This window comes from Lentisalinibacter salinarum (assembly GCF_040706555.1).
In the GTDB taxonomy this organism is placed as follows: Bacteria; Pseudomonadota; Gammaproteobacteria; order Steroidobacterales; family Woeseiaceae; genus Lentisalinibacter; species Lentisalinibacter salinarum.
On record NZ_JAPDRH010000002.1, the window covers coordinates 108,492 to 126,767 of the forward strand.

The window sequence follows — 18,276 nt, forward strand, 5'->3', positions numbered from 1 at the left end:
CATGGCATCCGCACTACCGCTCTTCCCCTGCACCATCGTCGGCAGCTATCCGCAGCCGGACTGGCTCATCGACCGGCAGAAGCTCTCGGGCCGCTTCCCGCCCCGCACCCGGGCGAAAGAGCTCTGGCGCATCGACGAGCAATTCCTGCAGCAGGCCCAGGACGATGCCACCCGCATCGCCATCCAGGACCAGGAGCGGGCCGGACTGGACATCGTCTCCGACGGCGAGATCCGCCGCGAGAGCTACTCCAACCACTTCGCCACCGCGCTGGACGGCATCGACCTGGACAACCCGGGACAGGCGCTGGACCGCAGCGGCGAGCCGGTGTTCGTGCCCCGTATCGTCGGCCCCATCCGCCGCCGGCACCCGGTGGGGGTCGACAGCCTGCGCTTCCTGCGAGCGAATACCGACCGGGCCGTGAAATTCACCGTGCCCGGTCCGTTCACCATGGCACAGCAGGCACAGAACGAGCACTATGCGACGGACCGGGAGGCGGCGCTCGCGTACGCGGACGCCGTGAACGCCGAGATCCGCGACCTGTTCGCCGCCGGCGCCGACGTCGTGCAGATCGACGAGCCCTACATGCAGGCGAGGCCCGACCAGGCCCGTGAATACGGCATCGAGGCGCTGAACCGGGCACTGGACGGCGTCGACGGCCGGACCTGCGTGCACATCTGCTTCGGCTACGCGGCGCTGATCCACGAGCGGCCGGAGGGTTACTCCTTCCTGCCCGAGTTCTCCGGCGCCTGCTGCAGCCAGGTCTCCATCGAGACCGGCCAGTCGAACCTCGACTGCTCGGTGCTCGCGTCGCTGCCGGACAAGGAGATCCTGCTCGGCGTGCTGGACCTCTCGAGCAATGAGGTGGAGTCGGTGGAGACGATCAAGGAGCGCGTGCGCCGGGCGCTGGACCATGTCGACGCCGAACGCATCCTGCTCGCGCCCGACTGCGGCATGAAGTATCTCAGCCGCGAGGCCGCCTTCGGCAAGCTCGCGGCCATGTCGAAGGCCGCGGCCGAACTGCGCGCCGAGGCCTGACGGAGAAGACATCATGAGCACCGGTGCCGACCGCATACTGACCACTCACACCGGCAGCCTGCCCCGCCCGGACGACCTCATCCGCATCATGTGGGCGAAAGGGGACGGCATCCCGGTGGACGAGGCGGCGCTCGCCGAACGCGTGGCCAGCGCCGTGCAGGAGATGGTGGACCGCCAGGCCGCCGCCGGCATCGCAATCGTCAACGACGGCGAGATGTCCAAACCGAGCTACGCCACCTACGTGAAGGACCGGCTGCACGGCTTCGGCGGCGAATCGGTGCAGAACTACTTCTTCGGCGACCTCGTCGACTATCCGAAGAGCGCGGAGATCGTGGCCGCCAACCCGGGGCGCCGCAAGCGCTCGGCGCCGGCCTGCAACGCACCCATCTCGGTGAACGACATGGAGGCGGCGGCACTCGATATGGTGAACCTGACGAACTCGGCGAAAGACGCCGACGTGGCGGGCATCTTCTCCAGCGCCGCCTCACCCGGCGTGGTCACCATCTTCTTCGGCAACGAGTACTACAAGACCGACGAGGAGTACGTCTTCGCGGTCGCCGAGGCCATGCGCCACGAGTACGAGGCCATTGCCGCGGCCGGCGCGTACGTGCAGCTGGACTGCCCGGACCTCGCCATGGGCCGGCACTCGGCGTACGCGGAGATGGACCTCGCGCAGTACCGCAAGCGCGTCGCCATGAACATCGAGGCGCTGAACCATGCCGTGCGCAACATCCCGGAAGAAAAGCTCCGCATGCACCTGTGCTGGGGCAACTACCCCGGCCCCCATCACTGCGACGTGGCCATGGGCGAGATCATCGACCTGGTGTGGAACGCGAAGCCGCGCACCATCCTGTTCGAGGCCGCCAACCCGCGCCATGCCCACGAGTGGGCCCTGTTCGAGACGGTGCAGGTGCCGGACGACAAGATACTCTGCCCGGGCTGCATCGAACCCCAGTCCAACTACATCGAGCACCCGGAACTGGTGGCCCAGCGCATCGAGCGTTACGCGCGCCTGGTCGGCCGCGACCGCGTGATGGCCGGCGTCGACTGCGGCTTCAGCGTGCACGTGGGCATGCAGGGCATCGACCCGGACGTGGCCTGGGGCAAGCTCGCCTCCCTGGCCGAAGGCGCGGCAATCGCGACGGACCGCCTCTGGGGCTGAAGAACAGCCGGAATTCTCCGGCGCGAACTCGCATTATCGCCGACCCTGATCCGCCAGGCGCTCGAGCAGATGCACCGCACGGCCGATGCCGTCTTCCCGACGAATCTGCGCCCCCAGCTCTGCAGCCCTCCGGCCCATTGCGGCATCGGTACAGGCGACCTCGATGGCGCTGGCCAGTCTGGCCGCACTGAATTTCTTCTGTGGAATCGGCGCGGGACCCGCTCCGAGTTCCCGGACGCGCCGGCCCCAGAAGGGTTGATCGCCGAAGAACGGGCAGATCACGCTCGGCCGTCCGGCTCGCAAGCCGGCCGCTGTCGTGCCGGCACCGCCGTGGTGGACGGTGGCGGCGACCCGGGGCAGCAGCCAGTCATAAGGCACCGCATCGACCACGTAGACATCATCCGGGACTGCCTCGGGCGTCAGGCCGCCCCACCCCGTCACCAGGATGCAGCGCCGACCCGTCCGTGCGATCGCCTCGAGCACGATGGCCGTCGTCCGCGCCGGATCGCGCGCTGCCATGCTGCCGAAGCCGACGTGGACGGGCGGCGGTCCGGCAGCCAGGAAGTCCGCCAGTCCGGCCGGCGGCGACCACGCCTCGCTCCGGTCGAGGAACCAGTAGCCGGTGACGTAGACGTGATCGGGCCAGTCGTCCGGGCGCGGGACGACGGTCTCGCTGTAGCAGTGCAGTACCGGAACCGCATCGCCGTCGCCTCGCCGCAGGAGACCGAGACCCTCGGCCGGCGGCAGACCCTGCGCGCGCCTCCATTCATTCACGAACTTCCCGCCGATCCGGTCGGCGGCGGCATGCACCACCCTGTAGGTGAGACGGTTGTATGAACGGCCAAGCGGGAGGCGCGGGAAACCGAGCGCCGGGAACGCACTCGTCGGCACGAACTGCGGCAGCGGCATGGCCAGGACGGAGGGAACGCCGAGCTTCTCGGCGTAGTGAGTTCCCGCCATCTTGGAATTGAACAGAATCAGGTCCGGGTCCACCGATCTCGCCGCGTCCCATCCTTCTGCCAGCATCGAGCGCTGGATGTCGCTGCTCTCGCGCATGAGCCGGGGTACCGTGCGGATGGTGCGGAAGAAGCTGCCCATGTCTTCGATCGCGCCGCGACCCGCCTCGGTTTCCAGCAGGTCCACCAGGCCGTTGTTGAGAAACGCGTATCCGAGCCCGCGCTGCTCGACGAAATCACGGAAACGATCGCAGGTATTGACCGTGACCCGGTGGCCCGCACGCAGCAGACCCTGACCCAGCGCGACATAGGGCTCGACGTCACCCCGCGACCCGGCGGTCTGAATCAGGATATTCAAGGTGAAACCCGGGTCGTCATGACCACAGGGTAGAGGCTATGGCGACAATTCAGAGGATGCGACTCGATTCCTGAGACCCGGCGTCCGGTCCGGGCAACTACTCCCGCAAATACCCGGTCGAGATACGCAGGTTTCGTTCACACGGGACGGATGTTGGCATTCAGCCTGAACAGGTTCGTCGGGTCGTATTTCTGCTTGATCTCCAGCAGGCGCGGGAAGTTCTCCCGATACGTCTGGTTCACCATTTTCTGGGACTGGTCGTAATAATCATTCACGTAGAAGCCGCTGGTGAACGGTTCCGCCTTCGACCAGTGCGAGTTGATGTAATCGACATGCTCTGCACCCTCTTCACCGGTCTTCCAGCTGACGAATGACAGGAGATTGTAGTTGGAATCCCGGTGGGCGAACGCAGTATCCGAGTTGGAGACCCGGCTTATCGCCCCGCCCGCGTGACCGAACCCGAATCGGGTGGCGCGGTCGGGATGCGCCTCGAAATTGTCGATCAGGGCATCGATGAAATCACCCGATATGGACCTGACGAATCCGGACTTCATGTAACCGGTGAACGCACGCGTGTCATCCATGTCGCCGGATCGTTGAACCGCGACATAGTCCATCGTCCGAACTGCCTCGTTGACGACAGTGCCGGCCTTGCGCAGCGGTGCGAAATATTTTTCGGCCCTGGCCGGATCACCACTCCACACGAAGTACATGGCAACACCGGGCTCGTCGCCGAGACGACTGCCCACGCCGGCGCCGATGGACATCTCGTCCGGCACCTTCCCGGAATAGTCCGCGTAAAAGCCGAGGACTTGCTTGGCCTCGGACAGCGGGAAGGCGAAATATCCGGTAACCACCTCGCGCTGCATTTCATGCAGCTGAAACAGGAACGAGGTCACGACGCCGAAATTGCCGCCGCCGCCGCGCAACGCCCAGTAGAGGTCTGCGTCGTTGCCGGGGCCCACCCGGCGCAATTTTCCGTCCGGCGTAACGATATCCATCTCGAGGACGTTGTCGATGGTCAAACCGTAGCGGCGAGCGAGCCGGCCGAAGCCGCCGCCCAGCGTGAGACCGCCGACGCCGGTGTGCGAAACCGAGCCCGCCGTCGTCACCAGGCCGTGCGACATGGACTCGTGATCGAGATCGCCCAGCAGGCTGCCACCGGCGATACGGGCGGTCCTGGCGTTCCGATCGACGCGCGCATTGCGGAGTTGCGAGAGGTCGATCTGCATGCCCTTGTCGCAGCTCGACGTGCCGGCCGCGGCGTGTCCGCCGCATTTCACGGCCAGGAGCAGGTTGTTCTCCCGGGCAAAGGTCACGGCGTTCTGTACGTCCGCCGCGCCGGTCGGCCGGATCACGAATGCCGGATACTTGTCGTACTCCGCATTCAGTAACCAGCGGGCCTGATCGTATGCGTCACCGCCGGGCAGCAACAACCTGCCCCTGAGACTGTCACTGAGCTCCTGAACGGCGGCACGTTTCAGCGTGATTCCTGCACCGTCGCCGGTGACCGCGTCGATGTCCGACGGCACACTGGTCGGGCTGTGCAGTAGCGATTCGGCAAGCACATCCCACTGCGGCAGCGATGCGGCAATCGCAACGGAAAGCGACGAACGGATAAAGCGTCTACGATTCATCTCTGACTCCCCCCGAGAGGTCGCACTGATTCTTGGAATAGTTCTCTTCTCAGGACCTCATTCGATTGCCCGCATAGTTACAGAAAATCGATGGAACCGCCAGATTATCGGCCGGGCGCAGGTCTACGGGACGCGAGACCGTGTCGTCGCGATCTACCGTCAGACCGGCTGAGCCGCCGACTGCACCCTATGGCTTCGGTAGTTGTGCCGCCTGAACCTCAGCCAGGACCGCCGTAGCGGGTCGACTCCGGAAACCTCGCCGCCGACGACCGGCATGGACGCTTTCCGGCCAAAAGGGGAAGTGGTCGACGCGAGGAAAAATACCGCAGCTGCCTTGCCTATCGGCTTTGGCCAGATAAGCTGTCTTGGAAACACATATAACTCGAACGGCTACATTTGGGGATTGGTTCAAGCGACAAACGGCGTGATTGATTTCTCGATTGATGTGACGAAAAGCGTAGTCTTGTGAGAGACAACAATAAATCCACGGCTCTCATGGTGCTGGTCTCGTTCGTGGGCCTGACCGGCTGTGTGCGCACATCAGCGTACGAACACTTCGACTTCTCTCCCAGCATGACCGTCACTGAAGTGGGCAAGCCAGAAGGAATCTACACCATTGGCGTCGACGAGTATCCGATTCGCTATCAACTACAGAGGGAAGCGTACACGTTGCATGCAGTAATTGATCCTTACTCAAACAGGCCGGCGGTCGTGTTTTGGGCCGTCGACTCTACCGGGTCGGTCTTGCCAGTCGAGGCTCGGCCAATTAGGTGTAGAGGCGGCTTCCGATACTTGGGTAAGGGCGCCCAGCTAAGGAAAGAATTCCCGGTCGAAAAAGAATTCGTTTGGATACCCACTAGCGTTGGCCCGTGTCGGGTTGAGAATGCGAATGAGTCCGGCCTATTTACGCTGGAATTGAGTATTGGTGATTCACGCTGGACAACTTACGACGAGTCGGTGATCTTCCGCGTCGTGCGAAACGGATTGCAGTGGGAGTTGGATTGGATCTAGATTCAAAGAATCCGTTGCGCCGGGCAATTCAGTCCCGGTTCTTTATGGGAGCCAGCAACAAGAAAAATATCCAGGCAAACCAGGATACGAAAACGACCGCCAGCACCCATGCCAACTTCTCTCCTCCGGATGTCCTGCTCGAACTGACGATTACCAGTATCGGCAATAGCCAGACGAAGAAGATTCCACCCAGGACGGCCAGGAGAGTGAGTTCAGGCGCTTGCATTTATCTCGACGTGTATCCGGCAGAAACAGACTCGACCCGCGCAGCGCGTCACACTCCGCCCGCCTGCTGCATGGCCTGCTTCTCGACCTTGGCCCAGGAATCCCGCAGGGTGACGATCCGATTGAACACCGGCGACTCCGCCTTCGAATCCGGATCGGCGGTGAAAAAACCCAGCCGCTCGAACTGCACCGCATCTCCCGGAGCGAGCGCAGCGACACTCGGCTCCACCTGCGCTGCGGCGGTCTTCAGCGAATCCGGATTGATGGCCTCGTGCCAGTCCCCCTTCGCACCCGGCGCAGGCTCGGTGAACAGCCGGTCGTAGAGCCGCACCTCGGCCGGCACGGCATGCTGCGCCGACAGCCAGTGGATCGTGCCTTTCACCTTGCGCTGGGCGCCGGCCGCGCCGCTCCGGGTCTCGGGGTCGTATCTGCAGAGCAGCTCGACGACGTTACCGTCTTCGTCCTTCACCACCTCGTCGCAACGGATGATGTAGGCGTAGCGCAGCCGCACCTCGCCGCCCGGGCGCAGCCGAAAGAATTTCTTCGGCGGGTCTTCCATGAAATCGTCGCGCTCGATCCAGAGCGTGCGCGAGAACGGCAACTCCCGCTCGCCCATGGACGGGTCGTTGGGATGGTTCTGCGCCGTCATCTGCTCCACCCGGTCTTCCGGGTAGTTGGTGAGGGTCACCTTCAGGGGGTCGATCACGCCCATGACCCGCGGTGCGGAGGGGTCCAGCACCTCGCGCACGGTCGCCTCGAGAAAGCCCATCTCGATCAGCTTGTTCTTCTTCGTGATGCCCACTCGGCGGGCGAACTCCCGCAGAGCCGCCGGCGGATAGCCCCGGCGGCGCATCCCGGCGAGGGTCGGCATGCGCGGATCGTCCCAGCCTGCCACGGTGCCGCGCTGCACGAGCTCGGCCAGCCGGCGCTTGCTCGTGACCGTGTAGGCCAGGTTGGTGCGCGAGAACTCGTACTGACGCGGGCGGTGCGGCAGGTCTAGCTGATCGAGCAGCCAGTCGTACAGCGGCCGGTGATCCTCGAACTCGAGCGTGCACAGCGAATGGGTGATGCCCTCGAAAGCATCCGAGAGGCCGTGCGCGAAATCGTACATCGGGTAGATGCACCACTTGTCGCCGGTGCGCTGATGGGGGATGTGGCGGATGCGGTAGAGCGTCGGGTCGCGCATGTGCATGTTCGGCGCCGCCATGTCTATCTTCGCGCGCAGCACCTTCTCACCGTCGGCGAACTCGCCGGCACGCATGCGCTCGAACAGATCCAGGTTCTCCTCCACACTGCGGCCGCGCCAGGGGCTCTCCCGGCCCGGCTCCTTCAGCGTGCCGCGGTACTCGCGAATCTCGTCCGCGCCGAGGTCATCCACGTAGGCCTTGCCCTGGCGGATCAGGTCGACGGCGCAGTCGTAGAGCTGGTCGAAGTAGTCCGACGCATGGGTGAGGCGCTCGCCCCAGTCGAAGCCGAGCCAGCGGATGTCCGCCTCGATGGCGCGCACGAACTCGATACTCTCCTTACCCGGGTTGGTGTCGTCGAAACGCAGGAAAGTGACGCCGCCGTTCTCCTGCGCCACGCCGAAGTTCAGGCAGATGGAGGTGGCGTGGCCGATGTGCAGGAAGCCGTTCGGCTCCGGCGGGAAGCGGGTGACGACCTTGCCGCCGTGCTTACCCGCGGCGATGTCGTCGGCGATGATCTGGCGGATGAAATCCTTGCCGGCGATGGTTGTGTCGGACATGACGGTCGGGGGCCTGGTGATGAGCGCGAATCAGGAGCCCGGTATTGTACGGGAATCCTCCGCGGAGGCGACCGGCCCGGCGACGCGGCGGAGCAGCCGCGCCACCTGTCCCGGCCCGGGGCGCAGCGGCGTCAGCTGTTGGGGTTCGACGGCCCGCGCACCGCCCCCTTCCAGCCGGCCGACGGCGAAGCTGAACACGTAGACCGGTTCCACGCCCATACGCAGGTCCGTCATCACGATCCGGTCGTCCTGGCGCGAGACCCGGTAAAAGCCGTGCGTAAACCAGGCGAGCCGCCGCACGGCCCACGCATCCCGAATGCCGTCCAGCAACTCGGGGCGCGACTCGTGACGCTCGAAAGACAGAGTGCCGGGCGGATCCAGCAGCGAGTAGAAGCCCTCCCGATAACCACCCTCCTCCATGGCGACGATGCGCCACAGCACGATATTGAACGGTGCCGGCGTCGTGAGCACGCCCCCGTGCGCGATCCCCGCGTCCGCCAGCGCGTCACGGGCCACCCGCTCCACATGCAGCTTGGCCGCGACCGAAAGGCCCAGATAGGCCACGGCAAGTGTCAGGCCGCCGACCACGGCCGCCCGGGCACGGTGCTCCTCGCGGACGATCAGCGCGACCCCGAGGCCGACCGCCAGAGGGACGGTGAACGCCGGATCGATGATGAACACCGTAGAGCCGCTCACCGGATGGTCGCTGAAAGGCAGGAACAGCTGGGTGCCGTAGACGGTGAAGGCGTCGAGCAGCGGATGCGTGAACAGCGCGAGCCAGACAAGGGCCAGCCAGCGGCGCGGCCGCTGCCTGGCACGAAAGTCCAGCCGCGAAATCAGCCACCAGATTGCGGGCGCCGCGACGCTCAGCACGAACAGGGAATGACTGTAGCCCCGATGCCAGGTGAAATCGGACACCGGATCGCCCAGTGGCACGAGCACGTCGAGGTCCGGCAGCGTGCCGCAGGCGGCGCCCCACACGGCCCCGCGCCGGCGCTCGCCGTGGCCGGCCACCGCGGCGCCGATGGAAGCGCCGAGTACGGCCTGCGTCAGGGTATCCACGTCATGCCTCGCCGGCGTGATGCAGCTGCCGCGTGTTGCGCAGCCGCGACATCGGGGCGACTGGCCTGTCCAGCCGTCCGCACAGCGCAGATTGTATACAAAGAATCACAAGTCATTGGCTTTTCCACGCTTTTTCTGGACGCACCGCCCCGCTTTTGTATACGATACCTTGGGGGCCAGCAAGAGCCGACTACAACGATGTATGCCATACCCGACATCGTTGCGGAACACGAAGACCGATCCAGATCAGGAGAGAGACCTATGCGTGCGAAGACCCTGCTTTGCGGCGTCGCGAGTGTACTCGTTTTGACCGCCGGTTATACCGTACCCGCCGTGGCGCAGGAGGCCCAGGGCATCGAGGAAATCATCGTGACCGCGCGGCAACGCGAGGAAACGCTGCAGGACGTGCCGGCCACCGTCACGGTGCTGACCGAGGATCGCCTCGAGCGTGCCGGCGTGGAGCGCGCCGAGGATTTCATCAAGCTCACTCCCGGCGTGAGTCTGGTCGACGCGGCCGAGGTCGGCGACACGCAGATCAACATCCGCGGCCTGAACGGCGCACGTGATGCCGAGAACAGTGTCGCCTTCATCATCGACGGCATCCTGATGACAAACCCGGCGGCATTCAACCGGGAGTTCTCGAACCTGCAGCAGATCGAGGTGCTGAAGGGGCCCCAGGGCGCGCTGTACGGCCGTAATGCTGCGGCGGGCGCCATCATCGTCAGCACGAAGATGCCCGGCGAGGAGCTGGGCGGCAACGTCAAGGTAAGCGCCGCCGGAGACAGTACCTACTACGCCACGGGCTACGTGAGCGGACCACTCACCGACACCGTGTCGTTCAGCCTCGGCGGCGACTGGCGCGACACCGACGGCTACTACACGAACACCTTCCTCGACGCCGACGTGGTCGACGACTTCGAGAACTACAATATCAACGGCCGGCTGGTCTTCGAGCCGACCGATCTGCTCACCGTGGACGTCAAGGCCCGCTATGGCCAGGTGGACGCCGCCTCCATCAGCTTCAACGCGGCCTTCCATCTGCCCACGTTCGCCGATGTATTCGCCCCGGCCCTGGACCCGCTGTTCGGCGAGGGCTTCGCATCTCACTTCTATGAGGACGTCGACGACCACGAGTTCGTGTTCCAGCCGAACATCGACCCGACCAACGACCAGGAAGCCACCGAGTTCTCAATCAAGGCGGACTACGAGCTCGGCTGGGCCAGCCTCACGAGCTGGCTGCTGTACAGCAACATCGAGAATTCCCTCTCCTCGGACGGCACCAGCGCGGCCTTCGGCTTCTTCAACGCGGACGACGCCACGCCGAACTCCTGTCTGCCCAACTCCATCGCCCTGACGCTCGCCGGCGTCACGCTGCCGCCGCCGCAGATCCTGCTGCCCGTCGACGGCAGCTTCGGCGCGGATCCCATCCTGGGTCCCTACACGCCGACCACCTGCGACGGCACCCAGTACCAGGAGCGCAATCAGGAGGACATCAGCTTCGAGCTGCGCCTGGCCTCGCCGGGCGACCAGGCCCTGCGCTGGATCGCCGGCCTGTACTACCTCACCCTGGAGCGCGAAGTGGGTGTGAACCTGGCCATCGACCGGGGCTTCGGCGTCATCCCGACGCTGTACACGGACAACCCGAACAACCCCACCGAGCAGCTGCTGTGGGACGAGTTCGACACCGACGTCTGGGCGGTGTTCGGCCAGCTCGCCTATGACCTCAGCGAGCGCACGGAGCTCGCCCTCGCGCTGCGCTACGACCGCGAGGAGCGCGAGGCCCGCAGCCTGGTGCCCACCGAGCCGCGCACCGAGTTCGTGGACTTCACCAACGACGGCGTCTACAGCGGCGGCGCGCCGCTGAACCCGGCGCTCGACCCGAACCTGAATCCGGGCGGCGTGCAGCCCCAGAGCCGCACCTTCACCCAGCTGCAGCCCAAGCTCTCCCTCAGCCACGACGTGAACGACGCTGTGACGCTGTTCGCCTCCTGGGGCATCGGCTTCAAGAGCGGCGGCTTCAACAACCAGGGCTCGGCCGCCACCATCGACGTGTTCATCAACCAGCCGCTCGGCAAGGACCTGGACATCCGGGACGAATTCGACAAGGAGACCTCCAGTGCCGTTGAGCTCGGCTTCAAGTCGCAGCTCGCCGAAGGCAGGCTCTCCCTGGAAGGTGCGGTCTACCGGATGGACGTCGACGACATGCAGTTCTTCGAGTTCCAGGTGGGCCCCTTCGGTCTCCTGCGGGTGGTCTCCAATATCGACGAGGTGAAACTGACGGGCGCGGAGATCGGCGCGACCTACCTGCTCAGCGACTACATCACCGTGGGCGGCGGTTGGGCCTACACCGCCAGCCGCATCGAGGCCAACTCGGTGCGCCCGAACACGGTCGGCAACAAGTCGCCTTCCACGCCCCAGTACACCGGGAATGTATCGGTCGAGCTGAACTATCCGCTGGGCAATGGCTGGGATCTCTACGGCGGGCTGTACGGCTCCTTCGTGGGCGAGACCTGGTTCCACACGGCCCAGGACGAGGAGCGCCTGACGCTGTTCGATCTCAGCTTCCCGGGACTCGGCACCGCCGACTACACGGTCACCGAGCGCGACCCCTACCAGACCTGGGATCTGCGGGTCGGCTTCGGCCGGGACAACTGGCGCGTGACCGCCTTCGGCACCAACATCCTGGACGAGGACATCGTCGAGGAAGTCATCCTGGCGGCCGAGTTCGGCGGCTCCTTCGTCCACCCCGGCGCGGAGCGCCGCTGGGGCCTCGAGTTCGCCTACGAGTTCTGATCGCAACGGCGGGCGCCGTTCCGTCAACCCCGAAAAGCCGGCCTCGCGCCGGCTTTTCTTTTCCTGCCGCGAACGGGTATCAGGACCGGCAGCGGCTGCAGACGCCCTGGATCTCCAGCATCTGGGTCTCTGCGCGGAAGCCGGCCTCCGCGACCTTGGCGTTGACCACCCGCTGCAGCTCGGCATCGTCCAGCTCCGCCACCGACCGGCAGCGGCGGCAGATCAGGAACTGCCCGGCGTGGGGATGCTCCGGGTCGCGGCAGCCGACGAACGCGTTCAGGGAATCCAGACGATGCACCAGGCCGGCGTCCATCAGGAAGTCCAGGGCGCGGTAGACCGTGGGCGGCGCCGGGCGGCGGCCCTCGTCACTCATAGCTTCCAGGATGTCGTAGGCGCCCACCGGCTGGTGGCTGGTCCAGACGAGTTCCAGCACTCGCCGGCGCCTGGCGGTCAGCCGCAGCCCCCGCTCCCGGCACAGACGCTCGGCATTGGCCAGGGCGTCCGCGACGCAATGGCGGTGGTCGTGGTTCTCCGGCGGGAATACCGGGCTGTCCTGGTCGGCGTCTGCGCTGCTCATGAGCCTCTCCGGGCCGGGCTCTCCGGGCTGGCGCCGCATGATAACGCAGCGCCGCCGGCGCTGCCCGCCAGGCTACGAATGCGCCGCGCCGTCGCGTAGAATAACGGGCTTTTCGCGGCCTTCCGCATTCCATTGCTGACCAGTAGCAGCCCAGAGAGCAACATGCCATCCATCACCCTGCCCGACGGTTCGAGACGGGAATTCGACAAGCCGGTCACCGGCCTCGACGTGGCCGAGAGCATCGGCCGCAAACTGGCGAAGGACGCCGTGGCCATCCGGGTCGACGGCGAACTGCGCGACCTCATGCGGGAGATACCGGGAGATGCCGCCGTCGAGATCGTCACCCGCGACAGCGAGGACGGACTGGAACTGCTGCGCCACGACGCCGCCCACATCATGGCCGAGGCGGTGAAGGAGCTCTATCCCGAGACCCAGGTGACGATCGGACCGGCCATCGAGAACGGCTTCTATTACGACTTCGCCCGCGAGACCCCATTCACGCCCGAGGACCTGGAGAAGATCGAGTCACGCATGCGCGACATCGTCGCGCGGGACGAGAACATCGTCCGCGAGGTCTGGGACCGGAACGATGCGGTGCGCTATTTCCGCGATGACGGCGAGGAGTACAAGGCCCGTCTCATCGAGGACCTGCCGGAGGAGGAGGTCATCACCGTCTATCGCCAGGGGGACTTTCTCGATCTGTGCCGCGGCCCACACCTGCCTTCCACCAGCCGGCTGGGCAACGCGTTCAAGCTGACGCGGGTGTCCGGCGCCTACTGGCGCGGCGACTCCCGCAACGAGATGCTGCAGCGGATCTACGGCACGGCCTGGGCCAGCGACAAGCAGCTGCGCACCTACCTGCACCAGCTGGAGGAGGCGGAGAAGCGCGACCACCGCCGCCTCGGCCGTCAGATGGCCCTGTTCCACTTCCAGGAAGAGGCGCCGGGCGCCGTGTTCTGGCATCCGCGCGGCTGGACCCTGTACCAGCGTCTGGTCGACTACATGCGCGAGCGGCAGGATGCCGCCGGCTACCGCGAGATCGCCACACCCATCGTCATGGATCGTTCGCTGTGGGAGTCGTCCGGCCACTGGGAGACCTTCGGCGAGAACATGTTCACCACGGAACCCGAAGAGGGCCGTGTCTATGCGCTGAAGCCCATGAACTGCCCGGGCCACGTCCAGGTCTTCAATCAGGGCATCACCAGCTATCGCGAGCTGCCGCTCAGGCTGTCGGAATTCGGCACCGTGCATCGCTACGAGCCCTCCGGCGCCCTGCACGGCATGCTCCGCGTGCGCGCCTTCACCCAGGACGACGCGCATATCTTCTGCACCCGCGACCAGATCACCGCCGAATCCATCGCGGTGTGCGACCTGATCCTTGGCATCTACCGTGACTTCGGTTTCGAGGACGTGCGCATCAAGTTCGCCGACCGGCCGGAGGTGCGCGTGGGAGCCGACGAGGTGTGGGACCAGGCCGAGGCTGCGCTGAAGACGGCCATCGAGACGACCGGGCTGGAGTACACCTACAACCCCGGCGAGGGCGCCTTCTACGGCCCCAAGCTCGAGTTCGTCCTGCGCGACGCCATCGGCCGGGACTGGCAGTGCGGCACGCTGCAGGTGGACCTGAACCTGCCCGAGCGTCTCGGCGCGAGCTTCGTCGGCGAGGACGGCAACCGGCACACGCCGGTCATGCTCCACCGCGCCATGTTCGGATCGCTGGAACGCTTCATCGGCATCCTGATCGAGCATTACGCCGGCGCGCTGCCGCTGTGGCTCGCACCGGTGCAGGCCGTGGTGACGACCATCACCTCCGACGGCGACGAGTACGCGTGCGAGGTGGCCGATGCGCTCCGGGCGGCGGGACTCGCGGCAGAAACCGACCTGCGCAACGAGAAGATCAGCTACAAGGTGCGCGAGCACAGCGTGGCCAAGATCCCGGTGATCATCGCCGTCGGCAAGCGCGAGGTGGAGGAGCGCACCGTGGCGGTCCGCCGGCTGGGCAGCAAGCGTCAGCAGGTGCTGGCCCTGGACGAAGCGGTAGCGGCACTGGTCACCGAGAACCGGGAGCGACGGGCGCCGCCGACCGACTGACTTCCCGCCGCCCCGGCGGGTCCGCCGGACCCGCAATGCGCACCAGTACCGCCGGGAGTGTGTCCCAGGTCACACTTTGACATATTCGGGCTGGCCAGCCGGCCGCCGGTGGTACGGGCGCGCATATACTCGGTGTTCGATAACCGCCCGGGAATCAGACCGCTAGAGGCATCGGACGCCGTGCAGAGGTTCAAGACTCAGGTACTGCTGCTGCATTCCGAGCAGAGCACGCTGGACCGCTTCAGCGCCTCGCTCGGCGACGCCTATTCCGTGCACGTGGCGACCAGCGGTACCGAGGCGCTGAATACCCTCGGGCTGACTCCCATCCACGTCATGGTCTCGGCCCAGCGCCTGCCCGGCATGAGCGGCATCGAGGCGCTGCGCGAGGCGCGGAAGCGCTCGCCGGAGACCCTCGGCATCCTCATCGCGCCGAAAGACATGAGCGGCGCGGAGGCCGAAGCACTGGTCGGCAGCGAGGAGTTGTTCCAGGTCATCCGTGGTCTCGGCACGCCGGAGGAGATGCGCCGCGTCATCGACGATGCCGTCGACCAGCTGCGCCTGAACACGCTGCAGGAATCCGCCAACGACCGTTCGGCGGGACCTCGCCCGCGCGTGTCGCCCACGGCGCCGCGCCGCGAGGCCGGGCCGCTCCGCCCGTCTGCCGCGGGCGCCGAAGCGAGCGGGACGTATCCCGCGGCCGCAGGCACCGCCGCCGCGACGGAACTGGTGGTGCTCAGCAAGGACGAGGTGTTCCTGGATACCATCCGCCAGGCGCTCTCGCCACGCCAGTCGGTCCACGCCGTTGACGATCTGCGGGCGGCCGCGAAACTCGTCAGCGACGCCACGAGCGCGGTTCTGGTCACCGACGCCGCCGTCGCTCCCCGTGACGTCGAGGCCATCACCGCGCGACTTCGCAATCACCAGCCCGGCCTGGTGACCATCGTCGCCGGCCGCCGGGACGACGGCGATCAGCTCATGGACCTCATCAACGCCGGCATGGTCTATCGCTTCCTGCTGAAGCCGATATCGCCGGGACGGGCGCGGCTCGCCATCGAGGCGGCCATCCGGCGGGCGCAGGAGAAGGCAAAGCCGGCGGTGTCGGCCGCACCCGCACCGGCCGCAGTCGCGCCGCCGACACCGGCCGCGCGGGTCGAGCCGACCATCGCGGACTTCGAGGGCGCCGAGGAAGTGGTGCTGAGCGAGGAGGAACCGGCCCCGCGCAGCCCGGCCCGTGCGGAGACGGCCCGGCCGGCTGCCGTGAAGCCGAAGGGCCGGCGCAAGGAATCGAAAGCCAAGAAGAAGGACGGGCGGCCGCAGGAGAAGGCACCGCCGGAGAAGGCCGGCGGCGGCGGACGTCTCTCGCGTGCGGCGCGGCTCGCCGGTGCGGGTGCGCTGATCGCGCTCGTTGCGGCCGGCGGCAGCTGGTGGGTGACCGGCGGCCCGGATGGCGGCGCCGCGCGATCGCCGGCCGGGACATCGGCTGGCGCGTCGCCGCCGGAGGCCGCCGCAGACCCGGCCGGAGAGGTGCGCTCCGAACCGCCCACGCCGCCCGTCAACCGCGATCTGCAGCGCGCCCGCGAGGCCGTAGCCGAGGGCCGTCTGCTCGCGCCCGGCGAGAACGGCGCGCTCGCACTCTACGCCGCCGCGCTGGCGCAGGCACCGGACGACCAGGCCCTCGCCGCGGAAGTCGAGCAGGTGGTCGCCGAGGCGATCGCTACCGTCGTGGCGGCGCTGGATGCCGGACGCCCCGGCGAAGCCCGCGCGGCGCGGAGCGTGATCCGGGCCAGCTTCCCGGCTGCGACGGGGCTCGAGGATCTAGACACCCGCATCACCGCGGCGGAGCGGGACCGACTGCTGGCGCGGGCCGACGAGCTGGCCGCCGCCGGCGACACCGAAGGGGCCATGGGTGTGCTGGACGAAGCCGCCGCTCTGGTGCCTGGGCGCAGCCCGGCGGTAGAGGCCAGGCGCGAGTCGATCCTGGCGGCTTCGGACGGCCGCGGCCGCACGCTGCTGCTGGAACTGGGCAATCAGCGCCTGCTGCAGGGGCAGCTCGTCCAGCCCGCCGCCGACAACGCCCGCTACTACTACCGCGCCGTCCTCGCCCAGGACAGCGAGAGCATCGCCGGGCGCCAGGGCATGGCTTTCCTGCGCACCGCCCTCATCACGCGCATACGCGAGTCGGTGGAGGCCGGCGACCGCGCCGCGGCGGAGCATTGGCTGGAGGAGGCCCGCCTGAGCGGCGTCGAGGAAGCGCGCCTGGCACCGTTCCGGGAAGCCGCAGGGCGCCTGCCCGCTCCACCGGCCGCGCGGACCCCGGCGCCGGCCGCGGAGGAATCGGCCGAGCCTGCCGAAATAACGGCCGCGCCGGAACAAGCCGGCACGGCGCCGGGAGAGCACACCGCAGAGCAGAATGGCCCTGCAGAGGAACTCGGCGACCCGCCCGATGAGGTGACCGATGCGGTAGTCGATACGCCGGCCGAGAATCAGAGCGACCCCGCGACAGACCGCCGCTCCGACGACAGTGACACGAATCCGGCCGACGCGCCCGCCGCGGAACCTGCCGATGATCCGGCCGCCGAGCGCACGGCCGCAGGCAGCCCGGACCCGGCGCGCCCCGAGCGCATTACCTACGTGCCACCGGAGTATCCGCGGGCGGCCGAGATGCGCGGTCTGGAGGGCTGGGTGGACGTCGAATTCTCGCTCACGCCCGCGGGCCGGCCCGCCGACATCCTCGTGACCGACGCCCGTCCGGCCGGCACCTTCGACCAGGCCGCCGTCGAGGCTGTCGGCCAGTGGCGCTACGAGCCGCTCGCCGCCGCCGACCGGCCCGCAGGAGAGCGGGTCCGCGTCCGCATCAATTTCGGCATCGACCGCTGAGACACCCGCCTCGCGACTCCCTCGCGCGGTATCGACGGCGAGGGAACCAATTGGCATTCTCCCCATCGAAAACCACACACTTTTCGCATGGGATTTCCGAATGACGACACAAAGTGCTGCGAGCAGCGGCCGGCGCATGCAGCGCCGCAGCCTGGACACCCGACGGCGGCTCGTGGACGCGGCGATCGCCGCATTCGCCGAGGCCGGCTACGCCGGCGCCGCGACCCGGGATATCGCCGAGCGCGCCGGAGTCCATCATCCGCTGATCACGTACCATTTCCGTAATAAGGCGCGCCTGTGGCAGGCTGCCGCCGACCATCTGCTGGGCGAGCTCAACGAGCGCCTGGAGCGTGCCGTATCGGGCGCGGAGGCGGGCGACGACCGCCAGCGGCTGACCGGCGCGATCCGCACCCTGACCCTCTACTCCGCCGAGCACCCGGAGTGGCATCACTTCGTCCGCGATGCATCCGCGGAGGGCGGTGACCGGGCCCGCTGGCTCACGGAAAACCACATGGGCCGGCTGTTCGGGATGCTGATCCCGTTGCTCGAGTCGCTCCAGTCGCGGGGCCTGATCACCGGCGGTGAACCGGCGCAGATCTGCGTGGCGCTGCTGGGCGCGACCGGCTGCGCCGTCTCGTTCGGCGCGCAGTACGAGCAGCTGACCGGACGCAACGTCCTCGACGGCGACGCCGGCGGTTACGCCGATTACGTGATCAGCCTGTTCCTGGGTACGGGTACCGACTGAGC

At 67.0% G+C, this 18,276-nt stretch carries 11 protein-coding genes; 6 read left to right on the top strand and 5 right to left on the bottom strand.

All coding sequences use genetic code 11. The annotated features are described in order from the left end of the window. Nucleotide 1: 1 nt before the first annotated feature. Nucleotides 2-1,036, top strand: a complete 1,035-nt coding sequence (locus ACJMKZ_RS03670) for a uroporphyrinogen decarboxylase family protein (RefSeq protein WP_405231846.1) — start codon at nucleotides 2-4, stop codon at nucleotides 1,034-1,036. Nucleotides 1,037-1,049: 13 nt separating this feature from the next. Beyond that, entirely contained in the window at nucleotides 1,050-2,198 is a 1,149-nt protein-coding gene (locus ACJMKZ_RS03675; RefSeq protein WP_405231847.1) for a cobalamin-independent methionine synthase II family protein, read from the top strand. Nucleotides 2,199-2,231: 33 nt separating this feature from the next. Here the strand turns inward: ACJMKZ_RS03675 and ACJMKZ_RS03680 are convergent, their stop codons facing one another. The 4 genes from ACJMKZ_RS03680 to ACJMKZ_RS03695 form a co-directional block, all read right to left on the bottom strand. After that, nucleotides 2,232-3,512 (bottom strand): glycosyltransferase, encoded by a 1,281-nt coding sequence (locus ACJMKZ_RS03680; RefSeq protein WP_405231848.1) that lies wholly within the window; start codon nucleotides 3,510-3,512, stop codon nucleotides 2,232-2,234. 137 nt (nucleotides 3,513-3,649) lie between these two features. Then, nucleotides 3,650-5,149, bottom strand: coding sequence for an FAD-binding oxidoreductase (locus ACJMKZ_RS03685; protein WP_405231849.1), 1,500 nt, complete (start codon nucleotides 5,147-5,149; stop codon nucleotides 3,650-3,652). A 1,285-nt stretch (nucleotides 5,150-6,434) separates the two neighbouring features. After that, nucleotides 6,435-8,129: a glutamine--tRNA ligase/YqeY domain fusion protein gene (locus ACJMKZ_RS03690; RefSeq protein ID WP_405231850.1), complete on the bottom strand. Its 1,695-nt coding sequence runs from the start codon at nucleotides 8,127-8,129 to the stop codon at nucleotides 6,435-6,437. 30 nt (nucleotides 8,130-8,159) lie between these two features. After that, a complete protein-coding gene (locus ACJMKZ_RS03695) occupies nucleotides 8,160-9,191 on the bottom strand; it encodes a metal-dependent hydrolase (protein ID WP_405231851.1) in 1,032 nt (343 codons plus the stop codon). A 261-nt stretch (nucleotides 9,192-9,452) separates the two neighbouring features. Here ACJMKZ_RS03695 and ACJMKZ_RS03700 point away from each other — a divergent pair, with 261 nt between their 5' ends. After that, entirely contained in the window at nucleotides 9,453-11,984 is a 2,532-nt protein-coding gene (locus tag ACJMKZ_RS03700) for a TonB-dependent receptor (protein WP_405231852.1), read from the top strand. Between the two features lie 79 nt (nucleotides 11,985-12,063). On the opposite strand, the gene ACJMKZ_RS03705 is transcribed toward ACJMKZ_RS03700, so the two are convergent. Next, on the bottom strand, nucleotides 12,064-12,561 hold the full coding sequence (locus ACJMKZ_RS03705; RefSeq protein WP_405231853.1) for a Fur family transcriptional regulator: 498 nt from the start codon (nucleotides 12,559-12,561) through the stop codon (nucleotides 12,064-12,066). Between the two features lie 162 nt (nucleotides 12,562-12,723). Here ACJMKZ_RS03705 and thrS point away from each other — a divergent pair, with 162 nt between their 5' ends. The 3 genes from thrS to ACJMKZ_RS03720 all read left to right on the top strand — a co-directional run bounded on the left by thrS (nucleotide 12,724) and on the right by ACJMKZ_RS03720 (nucleotide 18,274). Beyond that, nucleotides 12,724-14,652: a threonine--tRNA ligase gene (thrS, locus tag ACJMKZ_RS03710; protein WP_405231854.1), complete on the top strand. Its 1,929-nt coding sequence runs from the start codon at nucleotides 12,724-12,726 to the stop codon at nucleotides 14,650-14,652. Nucleotides 14,653-14,832: 180 nt separating this feature from the next. After that, entirely contained in the window at nucleotides 14,833-17,529 is a 2,697-nt protein-coding gene (locus tag ACJMKZ_RS03715) for a TonB family protein (RefSeq protein WP_405231855.1), read from the top strand. Between the two features lie 100 nt (nucleotides 17,530-17,629). Further along, nucleotides 17,630-18,274, top strand: coding sequence for a TetR/AcrR family transcriptional regulator (locus ACJMKZ_RS03720; RefSeq protein ID WP_405231856.1), 645 nt, complete (start codon nucleotides 17,630-17,632; stop codon nucleotides 18,272-18,274). Nucleotides 18,275-18,276: the final 2 nt, after the last annotated feature.

Excerpts from the sequence above, each read along its gene's own strand:
- ACJMKZ_RS03720 (WP_405231856.1), top strand. The coding sequence starts at position 17,630 with ATGACGACACAAAGTGCTGCGAGCAGCGGCCGGCGCATGCAGCGCCGC.
- ACJMKZ_RS03685 (WP_405231849.1), bottom strand. The coding sequence starts at position 5,149 with ATGAATCGTAGACGCTTTATCCGTTCGTCGCTTTCCGTTGCGATTGCC.
- ACJMKZ_RS03675 (WP_405231847.1), top strand. The coding sequence starts at position 1,050 with ATGAGCACCGGTGCCGACCGCATACTGACCACTCACACCGGCAGCCTG.
- ACJMKZ_RS03670 (WP_405231846.1), top strand. The coding sequence starts at position 2 with ATGGCATCCGCACTACCGCTCTTCCCCTGCACCATCGTCGGCAGCTAT.
- ACJMKZ_RS03705 (WP_405231853.1), bottom strand. The coding sequence starts at position 12,561 with ATGAGCAGCGCAGACGCCGACCAGGACAGCCCGGTATTCCCGCCGGAG.
- ACJMKZ_RS03690 (WP_405231850.1), bottom strand. The coding sequence starts at position 8,129 with ATGTCCGACACAACCATCGCCGGCAAGGATTTCATCCGCCAGATCATC.
- thrS (WP_405231854.1), top strand. The coding sequence starts at position 12,724 with ATGCCATCCATCACCCTGCCCGACGGTTCGAGACGGGAATTCGACAAG.
- ACJMKZ_RS03700 (WP_405231852.1), top strand. The coding sequence starts at position 9,453 with ATGCGTGCGAAGACCCTGCTTTGCGGCGTCGCGAGTGTACTCGTTTTG.